18 protein-coding genes are annotated in these 17,102 nt (G+C 69.0%); 7 read left to right on the plus strand and 11 right to left on the minus strand.

Going from position 1 to position 17,102, the window contains the following annotated elements:
- Positions 1–119: 119 nt before the first annotated feature.
- The 4 genes from B0W80_RS14080 to B0W80_RS14095 form a co-directional block, all read right to left on the minus strand.
- Positions 120–509, minus strand: a complete 390-nt coding sequence (locus B0W80_RS14080) for a nuclear transport factor 2 family protein (protein WP_076999779.1) — start codon at positions 507–509, stop codon at positions 120–122.
- Positions 510–573: 64 nt separating this feature from the next.
- Positions 574–909, minus strand: coding sequence for an NIPSNAP family protein (locus tag B0W80_RS14085; protein WP_076999780.1), 336 nt, complete (start codon positions 907–909; stop codon positions 574–576).
- Positions 893–2,662, minus strand: coding sequence for an FAD-dependent oxidoreductase (locus B0W80_RS14090; protein ID WP_076999781.1), 1,770 nt, complete (start codon positions 2,660–2,662; stop codon positions 893–895). The genes B0W80_RS14085 and B0W80_RS14090 overlap by 17 nt, the downstream gene beginning before the upstream one ends.
- Positions 2,659–3,645, minus strand: coding sequence for a flavin reductase (locus B0W80_RS14095; protein WP_083745386.1), 987 nt, complete (start codon positions 3,643–3,645; stop codon positions 2,659–2,661). The genes B0W80_RS14090 and B0W80_RS14095 overlap by 4 nt, the downstream gene beginning before the upstream one ends.
- An 84-nt stretch (positions 3,646–3,729) precedes the next feature.
- Between B0W80_RS14095 and B0W80_RS14100 the strand changes: the two genes are divergently transcribed.
- From B0W80_RS14100 to B0W80_RS14115, 4 genes are read left to right on the plus strand one after another with little or no spacing between them, the layout of a single operon-like run.
- Entirely contained in the window at positions 3,730–4,923 is a 1,194-nt protein-coding gene (locus tag B0W80_RS14100; RefSeq protein WP_076999782.1) for a thiolase family protein, read from the plus strand.
- A complete protein-coding gene (locus B0W80_RS14105; protein ID WP_076999783.1) occupies positions 4,920–5,342 on the plus strand; it encodes a Zn-ribbon domain-containing OB-fold protein in 423 nt (140 codons plus the stop codon). Before B0W80_RS14100 ends, B0W80_RS14105 begins: the two co-directional genes overlap by 4 nt.
- Positions 5,343–5,362: 20 nt before the next feature.
- The gene (locus B0W80_RS14110; RefSeq protein WP_076999784.1) at positions 5,363–5,686 is read left to right on the plus strand and encodes an NIPSNAP family protein; all 324 of its coding nucleotides are present in this window, start codon (positions 5,363–5,365) and stop codon (positions 5,684–5,686) included.
- A 42-nt stretch (positions 5,687–5,728) separates the two neighbouring features.
- A complete protein-coding gene (locus B0W80_RS14115; protein ID WP_076999785.1) occupies positions 5,729–6,487 on the plus strand; it encodes a FadR/GntR family transcriptional regulator in 759 nt (252 codons plus the stop codon).
- A gap of 37 nt (positions 6,488–6,524) precedes the next feature.
- On the opposite strand, the gene B0W80_RS14120 is transcribed toward B0W80_RS14115, so the two are convergent.
- From B0W80_RS14120 to B0W80_RS14130, 3 genes are all read right to left on the minus strand, one after another.
- Complete coding sequence (locus B0W80_RS14120) at positions 6,525–7,988, minus strand: FAD-dependent oxidoreductase (RefSeq protein ID WP_306171860.1); 1,464 nt, start codon at positions 7,986–7,988, stop codon at positions 6,525–6,527.
- Between the two features lie 11 nt (positions 7,989–7,999).
- The gene (locus tag B0W80_RS14125; RefSeq protein ID WP_076999786.1) at positions 8,000–9,232 is read right to left on the minus strand and encodes an amidohydrolase family protein; all 1,233 of its coding nucleotides are present in this window, start codon (positions 9,230–9,232) and stop codon (positions 8,000–8,002) included.
- 174 nt (positions 9,233–9,406) lie between these two features.
- On the minus strand, positions 9,407–10,168 hold the full coding sequence (locus B0W80_RS14130; RefSeq protein WP_179106917.1) for a FadR/GntR family transcriptional regulator: 762 nt from the start codon (positions 10,166–10,168) through the stop codon (positions 9,407–9,409).
- 159 nt (positions 10,169–10,327) lie between these two features.
- Here B0W80_RS14130 and B0W80_RS14135 point away from each other — a divergent pair, with 159 nt between their 5' ends.
- Both B0W80_RS14135 and B0W80_RS14140 read left to right on the plus strand, forming a co-directional pair.
- Entirely contained in the window at positions 10,328–11,443 is a 1,116-nt protein-coding gene (locus B0W80_RS14135) for a CaiB/BaiF CoA-transferase family protein (protein WP_076999788.1), read from the plus strand.
- Positions 11,440–12,606, plus strand: coding sequence for an MFS transporter (locus tag B0W80_RS14140; RefSeq protein ID WP_076999789.1), 1,167 nt, complete (start codon positions 11,440–11,442; stop codon positions 12,604–12,606). The genes B0W80_RS14135 and B0W80_RS14140 overlap by 4 nt, the downstream gene beginning before the upstream one ends.
- 14 nt (positions 12,607–12,620) lie before the next feature.
- Here B0W80_RS14140 and B0W80_RS14145 read toward each other — a convergent pair whose 3' ends face one another.
- The 3 genes from B0W80_RS14145 to B0W80_RS14155 are packed head-to-tail and all read right to left on the minus strand — an operon-like array spanning position 12,621 to position 15,396.
- The gene (locus tag B0W80_RS14145) at positions 12,621–13,790 is read right to left on the minus strand and encodes an MFS transporter (RefSeq protein WP_076999790.1); all 1,170 of its coding nucleotides are present in this window, start codon (positions 13,788–13,790) and stop codon (positions 12,621–12,623) included.
- Complete coding sequence (locus tag B0W80_RS14150; protein WP_083745387.1) at positions 13,769–14,218, minus strand: Zn-ribbon domain-containing OB-fold protein; 450 nt, start codon at positions 14,216–14,218, stop codon at positions 13,769–13,771. Before B0W80_RS14150 ends, B0W80_RS14145 begins: the two co-directional genes overlap by 22 nt.
- Entirely contained in the window at positions 14,215–15,396 is a 1,182-nt protein-coding gene (locus B0W80_RS14155) for an acetyl-CoA acetyltransferase (protein WP_076999791.1), read from the minus strand. Before B0W80_RS14155 ends, B0W80_RS14150 begins: the two co-directional genes overlap by 4 nt.
- Before the next feature lie 100 nt (positions 15,397–15,496).
- On the opposite strand from B0W80_RS14155, the gene B0W80_RS14160 reads away from it, so the two are divergent.
- Entirely contained in the window at positions 15,497–16,252 is a 756-nt protein-coding gene (locus B0W80_RS14160) for an SDR family NAD(P)-dependent oxidoreductase (protein WP_076999792.1), read from the plus strand.
- Between the two features lie 5 nt (positions 16,253–16,257).
- Here the strand turns inward: B0W80_RS14160 and B0W80_RS14165 are convergent, their stop codons facing one another.
- Entirely contained in the window at positions 16,258–17,070 is an 813-nt protein-coding gene (locus B0W80_RS14165; protein ID WP_076999793.1) for an SDR family NAD(P)-dependent oxidoreductase, read from the minus strand.
- Positions 17,071–17,102 lie beyond the last annotated feature (32 nt).

The following is a 17,102-nucleotide window of genomic DNA, read 5'->3' on the forward strand; positions in this document are numbered from 1 at the left end:
CGCGAGCACCGCAGGGAAGCCGTAGCGAAGCGGAGGCCGCCACAGTGAAGCGACGCCGGCACACCCGCAGCCGCCTTTGCAGCGCGCACACCCAAAAACCAGAAGCAAAAAAACGCAGCCTACTGATTGGCCTGCAACATCGCAGCCATCTTCTGATGAATCAGGTTGATCGCTTTCAACGGCCGGATCATCACCTTGAAATCGACGACGTGCCCCGTCTCGTCCCACTGAATCATGTCGACCCCGTTGACGACGATGCCCTCGATCTCGACCTGAAACTCCAGCACCGCGTCACGCGCCCCAACGACCTCGCGCACATAGCGGAACGAGGGATTGAAGAAGACCGCGAACGCAGCGGACAGGTACTGCGTCGTCACCGCCTTCCCACGCTGCGGCGTATGCACCACCGGCGAATGAAAGACGACCTGGTCCGACAGCAACGCGTCGAGCCCGCGCGCGTTGCGGGTGCGTACCAGTTCGTGCCAGGTGGCGAGCGTGTCTTGGGTCATGCGGTGTCTCCGTGGACAGGTCCGGCATTGTGGTCGCCGGCCTCGCATTCGCCAAGCGCGGTGCTCAGGTCTTCCAACCCGGCATGGCGACCGATTTGATCAGCCGCGTCTCCTGCGCCGTGATCAGATGCTCCGATGCACTCATGTATGCCGCGAAGTCCGGGTGCGAGTCGCGTGCCTTGCAGCGCCGTTCGTAGTCGACCAGGTCGTCGTAGCCCCACAGATGCACGAACTGGTTCAGCGGCCCGACGTGGCTCACGTAGAAGCCCAGCGGCGTGCCCAGCGTCTCCATCAGGATCGGCATCGCCAAGCGATTGAACACGTCCAGAAACTCCGGCATCTTGCGCAGCCGGATGGTGTAGATGCGGTGATCGACCAGGGCCTTAGGCGGGAACGGCATCGGCTTGCCTCGTGGAAAGGGTGGGAACAGCGGTGGAAGAAAGCGACGGCTCCAGCCCGGCCAGATGGCGGCCGGTGATGTAGCCGAAGGTCATGATCGGGCCCAGCGTGATGCCGGCGCCCGGGTAGTTGCCGCCCATCACGCTGGCGCGGTCGTTGCCCACAGCGTACAGCCCTTCGATGGGCTGACGCTGCGCGTCGAGCACACGGCCCACCACGTCGGTGCCGATGCCGTCGAAGGTGCCCAGGTCGCCCATCACGATGCGCAGCGCGTAGTAGGGGCCGTTGCCGATCGGCGCCACGCAGGGGTTCGGCTTGTGGTCCGGGTCGGCCAGGTACCGGTTGAACGAGGTGCGGCCGCGGCCGAACTGGCGGTCTTCGCCCTGCGCCGCGCCTTCGTTGTACTCGCGCACCGCCTGCTCCAGCCCGGCCGGGTCGATGCCGGCGTTCTGCGCCAGCTCGCGCAGCGTCGCGCCCTTGGCCAGGTAGCCGTTGCGCACGAAGGGGCCCAGCGGCATCGGCGCCGGCTTGGCGTAGCCCAGGCCGTATTTGCTGATCGTGGCCTGGTCGCACACCAGCCACATGCCGGTGTCCTTGCCCTGCCCTGCCGCGACCATCGCCGCACCCACGTCGTGGTACGAATTCGATTCGTTGGTGAAGCGCGTGCCGTTCTTCAGCACGCCGATGATGCCGGGCTTGTAGCGGTCCAGCAGGTGCGGGAAGGCGCCGAACTCGCCCTTGCCCAGCGGCACCTTCGAGGTTGGCATCCAGGCCGCCGGCGAGCTGAAGCGGATCTCGACGCTCCCGCCCACCTTCTCGGCCATGCGCGCGCCGTCGCCCGTGTTGCCCTTCGGCACCGGCGAGAAATGTTCGCCGCCCGCGCGCACGTGCGGATAGGCCTTCGCGATGCGCTCGCGGTCGTGCGAGAAGCCGCCGCCCGCCAGCACCACGCCCTTGCGCGCCACGATGCGCTGCAGGCCCTCGGGCCCCTTCGCCACGGCACCGACCACGCGGCCGTGGTCGACGATGAGTTCCTGCGCCGGCGTGTTCGTGCGAATCGGAATCTTCAGGTCCAGCGCCGTCTTCGCCAGCCGCGCCGCCAGCGCGTTGCCGCTGGTCACGTTGATGCCGCGGCGGTAGAGCACCAGCTCCTTCACGTGATTGATCAGCCGCTTCACCACGTACTTGAACGAGTCGAAGGACCTGGTGAACCGGAAGAAATGCTTCAGGTCCGCGTTCGACGAGTTGAACATCATCCCGATGAAGGTGATGGTCGCCAGCGGCCGGCGCAGGCGCGCCATGTCCGGCCCCAGCCCGCGGATGTCGTAGGGCGCGGCCAGGATCGACCGGCCGATGTCCACGCCGCCCGGCGCGTCGGGGTGGTAGTCGGGATAGAGCGTGGGAATGAAGCGCACCTCGGTCTCGCGCTCGAAGAAGTCCACCATCTCCGGGCCCTTGTCGACGAAGGCCTCCACGGCAGGGCCGTCGTACCAGCGCCCGGTCTCGGCCTTCATGTAGCGGATGACCTCGTCGCGCGTGTCCGCATGGCCTGCCTTCTTCGCATGCGGCGACAGCGGAATCCACAGCACCCCGCCCGAGAAGGCCGTGGTGCCGCCGAACACCGGCTCCTTTTCGACGACGACCACGTCGAGCCCGCTCTTTCGCGCGGTAATGGCCGTCGACAAGCCGCCGGCGCCGGAGCCGACGACCAGCACGTCGCATTCGATGGTCGGAAGGTCGGTTGTCCTGGTCATGCGTGCACCTCCTGCGATGCGTCGACCGATGCTGCCGCCCCGCGGCGCAGCTCGTCGAAATAGTGGCTCATCTCGGCTTCGGCCGCATCGGGGTCTCGCTCGCGCATGTGCGTGAGGATCTTCCTGCGCACCGGCACCAGCTCGGGCCGGGCGCGCAGCGTGGCGTCGGTCTGCAGCACGTGGCGCAGCAGCGTGGTCAGCGTCTCGGCCACCACCACCATCACGTCGTTGTGCGCCGCCCTGGTGACGAGGCGGAAGAACTCGATGCTGGCCTCGGCGCGCTGCGCCGCGTCGGCGTAGTTCTCGATCTCGCCGATGTTGCGTTCGATCGCATCGAAGTCTTCCGGAGAGCCGTTCTGGCAGGCCAGGCGCAGCAGCATGCAATTGATGAGGCGGCGGGCCTGGTCCAGGTGCGCCGAGTCGAGCTGGCCGCTGGCCGCCAGTTCGCGCAGCGACTGCGTGAGCATCATGTAGGCGCCCTTGTAGAACACCAGCGAGGCCTCTTGCCTTCCGTGGTCGAAGCGCGCCACCTGGCCCAGAAAGAGCACGTGGTCGCCCGCCAGGTGCTCGGCGAACTTGTCGCATTCGAAGGTGGCCACGCTGTTCGCGATCACCGGCAGGCCACGGTGGCCTGGCGTCCACGCCACGCCTTCGAACTTGTCGGCGATCGCGCCGCTGGCGAATCGCGCCGACAGCTCCTTCTGGTCCTCGGCCAGGATGTTGATGGCGAAGGCGCCGGCCTGCCGGAAGACATCCAGGCTCTTGCTGGCCACGCGCAGGCCCCACGAAACCAGCGGTGGCTCCAGAGACACCGAGCTGAACGAATTGCAGGTCAGGCCCACCGGCTTTCCGTCTGCGCCGGTGGTGGTGATGATGGCCACGCCGGTCGGAAAGCTGCCGAGCGCGTTGCGAAACGCGCGCAGGTCGAAGTCGAGGGGCGGCGCTGCGGACTGCTCGGTCGGCGGAAGGGTCGGGGTCGTCACAGGCACTCCAAACGTTGAATGGTTTGACCATTATAGATATACTGGTCTGCCATTTCAACCAAGCAAACCAAGGGAACCCCACCCATGACTCGTCGAGTTGCCATCATCGGCACCAGCGCGATTCCGGTCGGACGCCACCAGACCAAGGCTGAAGAGCCGCTTCAGGTGCTGGAGCAGGAGATCATGACCAGGCTGGTGGTCGAAGCGGTCGCGGACGCCGGCGTCGAGAAGAAGGACATCGGCAGCCTGGTGCTGACGCTGCCCCGGCCCTACACGCTGCAGAAGTACTTCTCCACCTTCCTCGTGAGCCACCTGCGGCTGCAGTGCACCGGCAGCGTGCTCGAAGTGATGGGCAACGGCATGACCGCCGCGGTCTGCTTCGACCGGGCCTGCGACGAGATCCTGCTCGGCCGCACCAACGTCGCGCTCGCGCTCGGCATCAACATGGAGGCGGCCACGCCGGCGTCGGAACATGCGATGAGCAGCATGCGCACCACCGGCGACGTGGACTTCCATGCCTCCAGCGGCTTCATCCCGATCAGCTGGTACGCCATGGACGCCATGCGCTACATGCACGAGTACGGCGCCTCGCGCGAGCACTTCGGCGCGGTGGCGGTCAAGAACCGCTGGCACGCCTCGATGAATCCGCTGGCGCAGTACCGCAAGCCGATGACGCTGCAGGAAGTGCTGGACCAGCGACCGATCGTCGAGCCGCTCGGCCTCTACGACGTGCCGGGCCGCAGCGACGGCGCCGCCTGCCTGGTGCTGGCCTCCGAAGAGGTGGCCAAGTCGCTCGGCCGCCCCTATGCGCTGGTGCGCGGCCGCGGCTTCTGCCACGACGGCTCGCATCAGATCAACGAAGTGCCCAACGACATGACCGAGCTGATCGCCGCAAAGCAGGCCTCGGCCACCGCGTATGCGCAGGCCGGCATCGCGGCCAAGGACATCGACGTGGCCGAGTTCTACGCGCCCTGCACCGTCGTCGAAGTGCTGGTGAGCGAGGCGGTCGGCTTCTTCGGCCGTGGTGAAGGCGCCCCGGCTGCGGCCGAGGGCCGCACCAAGCTCGGCGGAGACATCCCGATCTCGACCTCGGGCGGACTGACTTCGCGCGGCCACCCCGCCTACGTCACCTCGCTCTACAACTACTGCGAGATGGCCGACCAGTTGCGCGGGCGCGCGGGCGAGCGCCAGGTCGCGGATGCGCGCCTGGGCATGACGACCGGTGAACTCGGCAACTACAACGCCGCGCTCGTCCATGTGATGGAGGCCCAACGATGACCCTCGAGATGATCCTCGTCGCGCGCCCGCGCGCCTACCCGCCGCGCGTGTCGGCCTTCACGCAGACCTTCTGGGAAGGCCTGCGCGACGGCCGCTGGCAGAGCACCTGCTGCGAAGCCTGCGGCAAATTCACTTTTCCGCCCAAGCCCGTGTGCCCGCACTGCTGGTCGCAGCAGATGGCATGGAAGGAACTGGGCCCACGCGGCACGCTGTATTCGTGGACCCGCATCCACGCGGCACCCAAGGTCTTCGTCGACGAGGCGCCCTATGCGGTCTGCGTGGTCGATCTGGACATCGGCCTGCGCATCGCCACCCGCCTGGTCGAGCGCGAGGACAAGGCCTTCGAGTGCGGCATGCCGGTCGAACTGGTCGTGCTGCAGTACGAAGACGGGCCCATGCTCGCCTCGCGCCCCCTTTGAACCCCGCCCAGGAGATCTTCATGTTCTACGAATTCCGCACCTACACTGCCGCCCCGGGCAAGCTGCCCTCGGTGCTCAAGCGCTTCGAGACCGTCACCGTGCCGCTCTTCGAGAAACACGGCATCCGCCGCATCACGCCCGTCTTCACCGTGGCGGTGGGCACCGACAACACGCAGCTCAAGTACATCCTGCAATGGGACTCGCACGAGCAGCGCGACCGCGCGTGGGGCGCCTTCCGTGCCGATCCCGATTGGCAGAAGGCCTTGGCCGAATACGACAAGGACGGCGCGATCGTGGTGAAGATCGCGAACGAACTGCTCGCCGCCGCGCCGTTCTCGGTTTGACGGCGGCTCGGGTGGCGAAGTCATGGTCCTAGAATCCGCGCCATGATCCACGCCGACTTCCGCCCGAAAGAAGCCTCCGAATCCGCCCTGGGGTTCGAGCCCATCGCGCCCTCGCGCGCCTTCGAGGAAATCGCGGCGCAGATCCGCGAACTCGTGGCCACCGGCCGCCTCAAGCCGGGCGACCGGCTCCCCGCCGAGCGAGACCTCTCCGCCAAATTCAAGGTCAGCCGCAACACATTGCGAGAAGCGCTTCGCGCGCTCGAGCTGAGCGGCATGATCGAACTGCGCAAGGGCGCCGCCGGCGGCGCCTTCGTGCTGCCTGGCAGCTCGGGCGTGGTGGTCAACGGCCTGCGCGACCTCTACCACTTGGGCGCCATCACGCCCGGGCACCTCACAGAGGCCCGCGTCTGGCTCAGCGAGATGGTCGTGCGCGTGGTCTGCGAGCGCATCACCGAGGAAGAGCTGGCCGCGCTCGAGGCCAACGTCGCGGCCGCCACCAAGGCGGACAAGGCAGGCAACTTCCAGGAACGCGCCGACCTGCACCGCGAATTCCACAACCTGCTGGCCGCTGCCACCCACAACCCAATCGTCCAGATCACGATGGAAGGCGTGATGGAAGTGATGCGCGAGTTCGTCAAGGCCATCGGCCCGAGCGTCAACGCCTACACCCTGCCCTCGCGCCGCCGGCTGCTCAAGCACCTGCGCGCACGCGATGCCGATGCGGCGGTGGCCGAGATGAGCAAGTTCCTGGAGCGCCTGCAGGCGAACTACATGGAGCTCTGGAACTCGCGCAAGCAATAGGGCGCTGCCCGAACGCGCCGAATGCGCCGAATGCGCATTACGCAGCGGCGCCGTTCGCCGCCAGCCGCCCGGCCCGCCGCCCCGACGTCACCGCCCAGCAGATGTGATGGCCGTTGCCGGCCAACAGCGCCCCGCCCTGCCCCACGGCCCCGGCCGCATAAAGCCTCGGGATCACGCTGTCGTCGGCCCGCAGCACCTGGTGCGAAACGTTCACCGCCAGACCGCCGTCGGTGATGACGATGCGGGCCTCCAGCGGGCCGAGCGCATGCAGCGGCGAGCGCCATGCGCGATCTTTCAATGCGTCTTCCAGCGCTTCGGCGGGCAGCCCCACGGCGTGGGCCAAAGCCTCCGCCGTCTCACCCGTTCCGTACAAGTCCTTGCGATGCCGCCGATAGTCAGGCAGGTAGGCGAAGGCCACGCCCGGCGCGGTCGAGACAGCGTGCGGCGGCGCCGAGAAGCGCCGCGCCACCGCATCGTCGAACACCAGCCAGGCCTGCCCGCCCGGCTGCGCGGCGATGGCCAGGCCCGGCGGCTGCTGCTCGTCCACGAAGCGACGGCCGTCCCGATTGACCAGCACCGCGCCACTCTTCAGCAGGGCCGCTTCTGGCCCCAGCGATGCGGTCATGAAGGACATCACGAAAGGCCTGAAGAGTGCCGCCGGCAGCGTCGCGAGCGCCAACGACATCAGCTTGCCCAGCGCCCACGAAGGCGGCAGCCGCTGCACCAGGCTGGGCCTGTCCGGCGCGCCGAAGCGCAGGCCGGGGCCGTAAACCACCTCGCCGTTGACGATGCGTGCGCCGATCGCCTCTGCCATCCGATGGCCGTCGCCGGTGGCCGTCGGGTTGACGCCCCGGATCGCCGCCAGCTCGGGCCGGAAGCGCGACTTCATCTCCGTGCCGTTGCTGTAGTCCCCCGCGCAGAGCACCACGCCGCGCCGCGCGACGATCTCGACGCGCCGGCCGTCGACGCGCGCCGCCACGCCGCGCACGCCGCCGTCGTCGGCACGCAGCAGTTCGAGCACCTCGGCGCCGCACACCAGGCGCACGCCACGCCGCTTCGCCTCCTTCGACAGGTAGTAGGGATAGGCCCGCGAGTTCGGCAGCACGTTGTGCATGCGTGGGTGGCGGTGTGGCGGATCGGCCGTGGGCCCGTAGAAGCTCAGGCCCAGCGACATGAGCCAATGCAGCGTGTCGGCCGCGTTGTCCACGAGCACACGGCGCAGTGCGAGGTTGTCCTTCGAGGCGAAGGCGCCCATGAAATGATCCATGTCCTCGAAGTGCTCGTCGGGCGTGTCGACGATGCCGGCGCGCTGCTGCAGGCGCGAGCCGGCGGCGTTGATGGAGCCGACGGACAGGCGGCTGCTGCCGCCCGGCGCTGTGTTCTTTTCGAGCACCAGCACGCTGGCGCCCGCGGCGGCGGCCTCGATCGCCGCGGCGAGCCCGGAGGCGCCACCGCCGACCACCACCACGTCGGCGGCGTCGATGCCAACGTGCGGGCTCAAGATCTAAGCGCTCAGAACTGGTAGCCGTATTTCGACGCGACTTCCTTGAAGCCGAACACGCGCGCCGCGTTCTCGCCCAGCACCTTGCGGCGCGACACCTCGCTCAGGTGGCCCATCTGACGCTCGATGGCCTGGGCCGAGTGCGGCCAGGTGCCTTCGTGGTGCGGATAGTCGTTGGCCCACATGAAGCAGTCCTGCAAGCCGTGTTCTTCCATCAGGCCCAGGCCGGCACGGTCTTCGCCGAAGGTCGCGAAGCCGCGCGCCTTGAAGTAGTCCGACGGCAGCATCTTGAGCTTCGGGCGCACCCAGAAGTGATGCTTGAGGTAAGCCTCATCCATCGCATCGAGCATCCATGGCACCCAGCCGATACCGGCCTCGACGCTGCCGAAGCGCAGCTCGGGGAAGCGCTCGGCCACACCGGCCGCGCAGATGTTCACCAACGGCTCGAGCGTGGGCGACAGCGAATGCACCACGTAGTTGACCACCGCGCCGCCGTTGCCGCGCGTGGTGCGCGGGTCCTTGCCGGTGGAGACGTGGAAGGTGCAGGGCACGCCGGCCTCGACGAAGCGCGCCCACATCGGGTCGAACTCCACCTTGTTGTAGTTGAGCTCGTTGGTCTTGGGCGGCCCGAAGAGCGGCTTGCACGGCAGCGTGAAATGCCGAAAGCCCAGCTTCAGGCAGCGGTCGATTTCCTTGAGCGTGGCTTCGATGTTGCCGGTGGCCAGCGCCGCGGCAGGCGACAGGCGCTCCACGTGCGGGCCGAAGTTCTCCCAGGCCCAGGTGTTGTAGACCTCGATCTGCGCGTGGGCGAAATCGGGGTCGAACGTGTACCACATGCCCAGGCCCTTGCCCGGGAAGATGATTTCGCCGTCGATGCCGTCGATCTCCAGGTCATGCAGGCGCTGCTCGACGCTCGGGCCGCGCTCGGATGCGGTGGCGCCGGCCTTGGAGCGGGCCAGGTCTTCGCCTTCGAGCTTGGCCAGGATAAGGCGGTCGGGCTGCTCCGACGCTTCCATCTTGCGCCACTGCACGCCCTTCTCGTCGATCCACACCTTCGGCAGGCGGTCTCGATATTTGGCGTCGATGCGCTCGGCCCACAGGTTGCCCGGCTCGTTGGCGTGGGTGTCGGCCGAAATCATCAGGTACTTGTTGTCGGCATGGGGCTGCGGCGACTTCTCCCAGCCGGCCGAGCCGGGTGTGTTCAGGCGCCATTGGTTGGCTTCGTTGACGACGATCTCGCTCATGACAGGGGTCCTCGGGTGGGGAGTGTTTGGAAGGTTGAACCGCTTGCTCGGCTGCATTTGAATGGTTTGACCATTCTAAACGGCAAGCGATAGCTGTCAACCCCCGCGCAGTGCGGAGGGGTCACCGCATGACGCGGGCGAGGCGGATCAGGGGTGGGTGGACCAGCGGGCGGATCAGCGCACGGACTTGCGCGCCGGTGCGGGCGTGGCTGCTGCCGGCACGGCGTCCATGCCTTCCTGCACGATCGTCAGGTACTCGTCCATGCTCTTGACCGCCGCCTTGGCGTCGCGTGCACGCAAGGCCTTCAGGATGCGGCGGCGCACGGGCACCAGTTCGGGCCGGGCCTTGCGCCCGGAGGTGTCGATCACATAGCGGATGATGTCCGACAGCGAATCGACCAGCATCGCCAGCACCTCGTTGCGCGTGGCGCGGGCGATCAGGCCGAAGAAGCGCACGCCAGCATCGGCGCGCCGCACCAGGTCTGCGGCGGTGTCGATCTCCTCCATGTTGCGCTCGATGGCGGCGAAGTCTTCCTCCGTCGCACGCTCGCAGGCCAGTTCGATCACCGCGCCGTTGATGAGGTGCCGCGCCTCGGCCAGGCCGGCCAGCGTCACGCGACCCAGGATCATCAGGTCCTGCAGCGACTGGGTGAGCATGGCCGGGTTGCCGTCACGGATGAAGGCGCCGCCCTTCACGCCCTTCTGCAGCGAGACCACGCCCGATATCTCGAGCGTGCGCAGCGCCTCGCGCACCGCGGGCCGGCTCACTTTGAACTCCACGGCCAGGTCGCGCTCGGCCGGCAGTTTGTCGCCCGGCTTCAGCACGCCGGAAGCGAGGCGCTTGCGGATCTGCTCGCAGATTTCCTCGAAGACGCGGCGCGTCTTGACCTCCTGGAACGACAAAGCGGGCGTGGTGGACATTGGATCGGTGGACATGTGGTGTTGCGGGAGCATAGCCCAGGGCTCGAACGGTCGGACATCCAAACCGCATAGACTTGTAATGGACTGACCATTACACTTCAAGCGTGCGCGCGGGCCAGCCGGCTCGCGAGGCCTCGCCGCTTGTTCCGGCCTGACTTCTTTCTGGAAACCAAGATGAATTCCCGATCCTCAACCGGCGCCACCGGCCCCACCGGCCCGCTCCGCGGCCTGCGCGTCATCGAGTTCGCCGGCATCGGCCCCGGCCCCTTCGCCTGCATGCTGCTGTCCGACATGGGCGCCGACGTCGTCACCATCGACCGCCCGGGCAAGAAGCTGGGCGAGCCGCACAACATCACGGGCCGCGGCCGCAGCGTGGTGCTGGCCGACCTGAAGGATGCCGCCGCACGAGAGCAGGTCTTCCAGTTGCTCGAGAAGGCCGACGTGCTGATCGAGGGCTACCGCCCCGGCGTGATGGAGCGCCTGGGCTTCGGCCCCGATGCCGTGCTCGCGCGCAACCCGCGCATCGTCTATGGCCGCATGACGGGCTGGGGCCAGGAAGGCCCGCTCGCACAGGCCGCGGGCCACGACCTCAACTACATCGCCATCAGCGGCGCGCTCCACGCCATCGGCCCGAAGGACGGCGCGCCGTTGCCGCCGCTCAACCTGGTCGGCGACTACGGCGGCGGCAGCCTCTACCTGATCGTCGGCGTGCTGGCGGCGCTGCGCGAGGCGGGCCTGTCGGGCCGCGGCCAGGTGGTCGATGCAGCGATGAGCGACGGCGCCGCGTCGCTGATGACCAACTTCGTGAGCCAGCAGATGCGCGGCGTGTTCGGCGAGGAGCGCGGCAGCAACATGCTGGATGGCGGCGCCCCCTACTACCGCGTGTACGAGACGGCGGACGGCGAGCACGTCACGCTGGGCGCGATCGAGCCGCAGTTCTTCGCCGAGTTCTGCGAGCGCGTGGGCGTGCCGCCCGACCTGCACCGCGCGCAGAACGACCGCGCGCAGTGGCCGCGGCTGCACGACGAGTTCGCGCGCATCTTCGAGCAGAAGACGCAGAAGGAATGGATCGCCGTGCTCGAGGGCACCGACGTGTGCTTCGCGCCCGTGCTGCCGTTGTCTCGGGCGCATGCACATCCGCACAACCAGGCGCGGGGCACCTTCGTCGAGGTGGACGGCGTGCGCCAGCCTGCGCCGGCGCCGCGCTTCTCGCACACGCCGTCGCGCATCCAGGGGCCGGCGCCGAAGCTGCCCACGCCGGCGGCCGACGTGATCGACCGCTGGCGATGAACGCCGCGGGCGGAGCGCCGGTCCGCCTGCTGGCGTCGGCCGCCTTCTTCAGCGCCGCGGCCTTGCGGGTGTGCGATTCGCTGCTGCCGCGCTTCGCGTTCGAATTCAACCGCAGCGCGGGCGACGCAGCCCGCCTCATCGTCGTGTTCGCCGTGGCCTACGGCCTGATGCAGCTGCTGTCCGGACCGCTCGCGGACCGCTTCGGCAAGCAGCGGCTGATGATCTGCGCCCTGGCCGGCTGCGGCCTGGGCTCGGCCGCCGCGGCGCTTTCCGGTTCTTTCGACACGCTGCTTGCATGGCGCGCGCTGTGGGGCATGGCGGCCGCCGGCGTGGTGCCGCTCGCCATGGCCTGGATCGGCGATGCCGTCGCCTACGAGGTGCGGCAGGCCACGCTGGCGCGCCTGCTGCTCGGCACGCTGTCGGGCATGGTGGTGGGCCAGTTGCTCGGTGGCCTGTTCGCCGAGACGGCGCTCGGCTGGCGCGGCGCGTTCGCGGTGCTCAGCGTGGGCTACTGCGTGGTGGGCGCGCTGCTGTGGCGGGACGCCGCGCGAACGACGGCGTTGCCGCTGCCTGCAAGCGGCGGCGGCCTGGGCACCGTTCTCGCGCAACCCTGGTCTCGCGTCGTGCTGGTCGCCGTGTTCGTCGAAGGTGTCTTCCTGCTGGGTGCGCTGAGCTACCTGCCGACCTACCTGCACGTGCGCGAAGGCCTGAGCCTCGCGGCCGCCTCGGCCGTGTCGGCGCTCTACGCCGTCGGCGGGCTGGTCTACGCCGTCTGCGCTCCGCGCGTGGTCGCCGCCTTCGGCGAAATGCGCATGGCCGCTGCGGGCGGCCTGCTGATGGCTGCGGCGCTGGCCGGCCTGTGGCTGCTGCCGCACTGGGCCGCGGCCGCGCCCCTGGCGGTGCTGCTCGGCTTCGGCACCTACCTGTACCACAACACCCTGCAGACGCACGCCACGCAGATGGCGCCGCAGGCGCGCGGCAGCGCCGTCTCGCTCTTCTCCTTCTGCCTTTTCGCGGGCCAGGCGCTCGGCGTGGTGGCTTTCGGCGGCACGGTCGACCTGCATGCCTATGCGGCCCTGCTCCTGCTGCCCGCCGCCGCCCTCGCCCTGGCGGGCGCGGTGTTCGCCGCCTTGCTGCGCAGGCGCGTCAGCGCCACGGGATAGCGAAGGCGACGGCTTCAGCGCCGTCGCATGGCGAAGGCGCCGCCCGCCGCCAGCAACGCCGACACCGCCCAGAACACGGCCGCCATGCCGACGGCCGAGCCCAGCGCGCCGAACAGCATCGGCAGGAAGGTCTGGCTCGCACTGGTGATGGTGGAGCGCACGCCCACCGCCTCGCCGGCGCGGTCTTCGGGCGAGTGGCTGTGCACCAGCGCCATCGACACCGGCTGGCCGCAGCCCAGGCTCATGCCCAGCAGGAAGGCCGCCAGCATCAGCGGCCCGAAGTCGTGCAGCAGCGGAAAGGCCAGGTAGCCCAGCGCCGTGACGAGCAGCGCGCCGCCCATCGTGGCCCACTCGCCCGCGCCGCGCGAAATGCGCGGCAGCAGCAGACGAATCGCGAAGGTGCCGACGCTGAAGGCGCCCATCACCAGGCCCGTGCGGGTGGCGCTCAACCCGGCGCGCACACCCTGCAGCGGCGCGAGGAAGGTGAAAAGATCCCAGCCCATCGACAACAGGCCGCTGACCAGGAACACCGCACGCAGCGGCCCGTGCGCCAACAGGTCGGCGACGCGCGGCCTCGCCTGCGCACCGTTGCCCGAGGGCGCCACCGGATAGCGCACTGCCGCGCGGCGCAGCAGGAAGATGCTCGCCAGCGCGAACACACTGAGCGCCAGGTAGGCCCAGCGATGCCCGGCACCATCGATCGTCACGCCGGCCAGCATCGGCCCGGCGAGGCCCGACAGCGAGAACGCGATGGCCATGGCCGAGAATGCGTCGGTGCGGCGCCCGGGCGCACTTGCGCGGCCGATGGCGAGGTTGACGGCCACGTGCGCCGACATGTAGCCCGTGCCGCTCAGCACGCTCGCCGCATAGAGCGATGGCATCGCGGGCCAGGCGGCGACCACCAGGCCGCTGGCCAAGAGCAACAGGAAGCCGCCGATGGCGAAGGGCTGGTACCCCAGACGGTCGGACCAGCGGCCGATGCGCACCGCCGCCAGCATCGGCACGATCATCACCAGGCCCAGCAGCGTGCCGATGGCCAGCGGCGACGCGTGCAGCGCCACGGCATGCAGCGTGATCGTGAAGCGCTCACCGGCGAAGGCCGCGTGCGCGATGCCGAGGGCGACGATCAGCCCGAGCGGCAGGCCGTCCGCGCGGCCCGGCGTCAGGAACCCACGCAGCGCCACTGCATCAGCGTGAAGGGTGGCTCGGCCTCCGCGTGGTGCTCGAACACGCCTTCCACTTCGGCACCGATCGCCACGTCCTGCATCGGATCGCCGAGCAGGTTGCCCAGCATGCGCACGCCGCCGGCAGCCGGCAACTCGACGAGCACCACGAGGTACGGTCCGTGCCCTTTCAGGCAGGCATGCACCGGATGCCATACCCGCTCCCAGCTGTAGATGCGGCCGCGCGGCGCCACCTCGACCCACTCCGGATCGAATCGATGGCAGCGGTGGCAGAGCCATTCCGGGCCGAACTGCCAGGTGCCGCAGCCGCCGCAGCGCTGCACCTGCAAGCGGTTCTCGCGCAGGCCGGTCCAGTAGGGCTTCGACAGGCCGTCGCCCTCGGGCACCGGGATCGGCAAGCCGGGCGGCAGATAGGTTTGCGTGCTCACAGTACCGCCTCCGATCCCAGCATCAGGTTGCTCACGGGCGTGACCATCGGCCCGCCGATGACCAGCGCCACGTCGTTGCGCGGCGCCTGCGCGGTGGAGGTGCCGCGCACCTGGCGCACCGCCTCCAGCACCAGCTCGAAGCCGTGCATGTAGCACTCGGCCAGATTGCCGCCGCTGGTGTTGAGCGGCAGCTTGCCGTGGGGCGCCAGCAGGTTGTCGAGTTGCAGGAATTCATTGGCCTCGTCGGGATGGAAGAGCCCGTGCTCCGCCAGCGCCATCAGCACGCCGCCGGTGAAGTTCTCGTAGCTCTGCACCACACCCACGTCCTTGGGCGTCACGCCCGCCATCCTGTAGAGATTGGGCGCGACGGTGGCGAAGCTGGAGCTCGCGTAGTTGGGTGTGTTGTGCGGCACCGCGGCCACGCGCTCGTCCGAGCCGGTGGCAGCGCCGAGCACGTACACGGGCCGGTTCGGGAAGTCCTTGGCGCGCTCGGCCGGCACCATGATCACCGCGGCGGCGCCGTCGTTCTCCATGCAGCAGTCGAACAGGTGGAAGGGCTCGACGATCCAGCGCGAGTCGTCGTACTGGGCCTCGGTGAGCGGCTTGCCGTGCATCACCGCGCGCGGGTTGCGCTGCGCGTGGGCATACGAGGCCATGGCGATGGCGCGCAGCGCCTCCTGCTTCACGCCATGGTCGTGCATGAAGCGACGCGCCTTCATCGCGAACTTCTGGCCCGGCGAAAGCACGCCGTAGGGCGCCTGCCAGGCCATGTCGCCCGAGATGGTGGGCGCGGTGGGCGCCTGGCCGAAGCGGCCGAACTGCCCCTGCGCCAGCGCACGAAAGGCCACGACGCAATCCGACAGGCCCGCGGCCACGGCCGCCGCGCCGTTGGCAATGGCCGCGCAGTTGCCGCCGCCGCCTCCGCCCCACTGCATCGTGGTGGAGCGCAGCTGCTCCAGGCCCAGCGCGGCGGCGAGGCGGGAGGGATCGTTGCGGTCGTTGCTGTACGAAGCGAAGCCGTCGATGCGGCGCGGGTCCATGCCGGCATCGTGGCAGGCGGAGAGGATGGCCTTGAGCGCCAGCTTGAATTCGGCATCGGGCGACTGGCCGTGGCGGTAGTAGCTCGTCTCGCCGATGCCGACGATCGCCACGCGGCCGCGCAGTGTTCGGGTGTCCATGCTCAAAACGTCCAATTTTTAAATGGTTGGACCAATGCTAGCACAGCGCCTATACTCGCGCGCTCTGGTTTCAACCGATTCACGAAGGAGCCGCGCCGCCATGCCTACGCAGAGATCCGTTCTCGTCACCGGCGGCGCCGCCGGCATCGGCCTGGCCATCGCGCGCGGTTTCGCGGGGCTGGGGCATCGGGTGCTGCTGGCCGACCTCAGCGAGAGCGTTCATGCCGTTGCGGAGCGCTTGTCCACGCCCCACGCGCCTGTGCATGCGGAGCGCGTCGACGTAGGCGATGAGGCGCAATTGCTGCGCATCGTCGAGCGCGCCAAGGCGCTGTTCGGCGGCTGCGACATCCTGGTCAACTGCGCCGGCATCTCCAGCAAGCGCAACGGCCTGCCCACCCCGCCCACGGATGTGACGACGGCCGACTGGGACCGCGTGCTGCGCGTCAACCTCAGTGCGCCCTTCCTGCTGTCGCGCGAGTTGATCCCCGGCATGCGGCAGCGCGGCTTCGGCCGCATCGTCAACATCGCCTCGCGCGCGGGGCGAACTTATGTCGCACCGGCGGGCGTGGACTATGCGGCATCGAAGGCCGGCCTGATCGGACTCACGCGGCACCTGGCGGGCACCTGCGCGCCGGACGGCATCACCGTCAACTGCGTGGCGCCGGGGCGCATCGAGACGGCGCTGTCGTCGTTGTCGGCACCGGAAGTCATCGCGGCCGCGGCGAAGGCCATTCCCGTGGGGCGCCTCGGAAACACCGACGAGGTGGCCGCGGCCGTGCTCTTCCTGGCGAGCGACGATGCTTCGTACATCACGGGCGCCTGCCTGGACGTCAACGGCGGCGTGTTCATGACCTGAGCAGCTCACGAAGGCGTCAGCACCTGCCCCCCGCACACCGAGATGCACTGCCCCGTCACATAGCCCGAGAGCGGCGTCACCAGAAACTCCAGCACGTTCGCACAATCGTCGACCTCCCCGAAGCGCCGCAACGGAATGCGCTTGAGTTCCTTCTCGTTCTGCATGCCGCGCTCGGCCGCCTGCTTGCGGATGCGCTCGGTCAGCATCGAACCCGGCGCGATGCAGTTGACGCGAATGCCATCGGGCCCCAGCTCGGCGGCGAGATAGCGCGTCAGCGTGAGCACCGCTCCCTTGGCGACGGCGTACGGCGCGAGCCGCCCCATGGCACGCGACGGGTCCAGCGCCGCCAGCGTCGCGACGTTCACGATCACGCCTGAACCTCGGGCCCGCATCGCCGGCACCACTTCCTGGCTGCAGAACAAGGCGCTGCGGTAGTTCACGTCGAGCATCGCGTCGGTGTCTTCGTCGGGCATGCGCGAGGCCGTGCTGCGCTCCATCGGCGTGAAGGCGCCGCCGGCGTTGTTGACCAGGATGTCGATGCGGCCGAACTCAGCCAGCGTCCGCTCGACGACGGCGCGCGCGCCTTCGCGGCGGCGCAGGTCGGCCTGCACGCCGAGGCCGCGGCAGCCCAGGGCGCGGATCTCTTCGGGCACGCCCTCTGCCGTGAGCACCTCTCCAAACTCGCGTGCCGATGACAGGTCGACATCGGCGACCACCACGTCGGCGCCGAGCGTCGCGAGCCTGAGCGCATAGCCGCGTCCGAGCCCGCGTGCCGCGCCGGTGACGATCGCCACCTGGCCTTGAAGAGGTCGCGTCATGCGGCCGGGTTGGCGGACCGCGAGAAGTCCGC

The organism is Variovorax sp. KK3 (assembly GCF_001984055.1).
Classification (GTDB): Bacteria; Pseudomonadota; Gammaproteobacteria; order Burkholderiales; family Burkholderiaceae_C; genus Variovorax.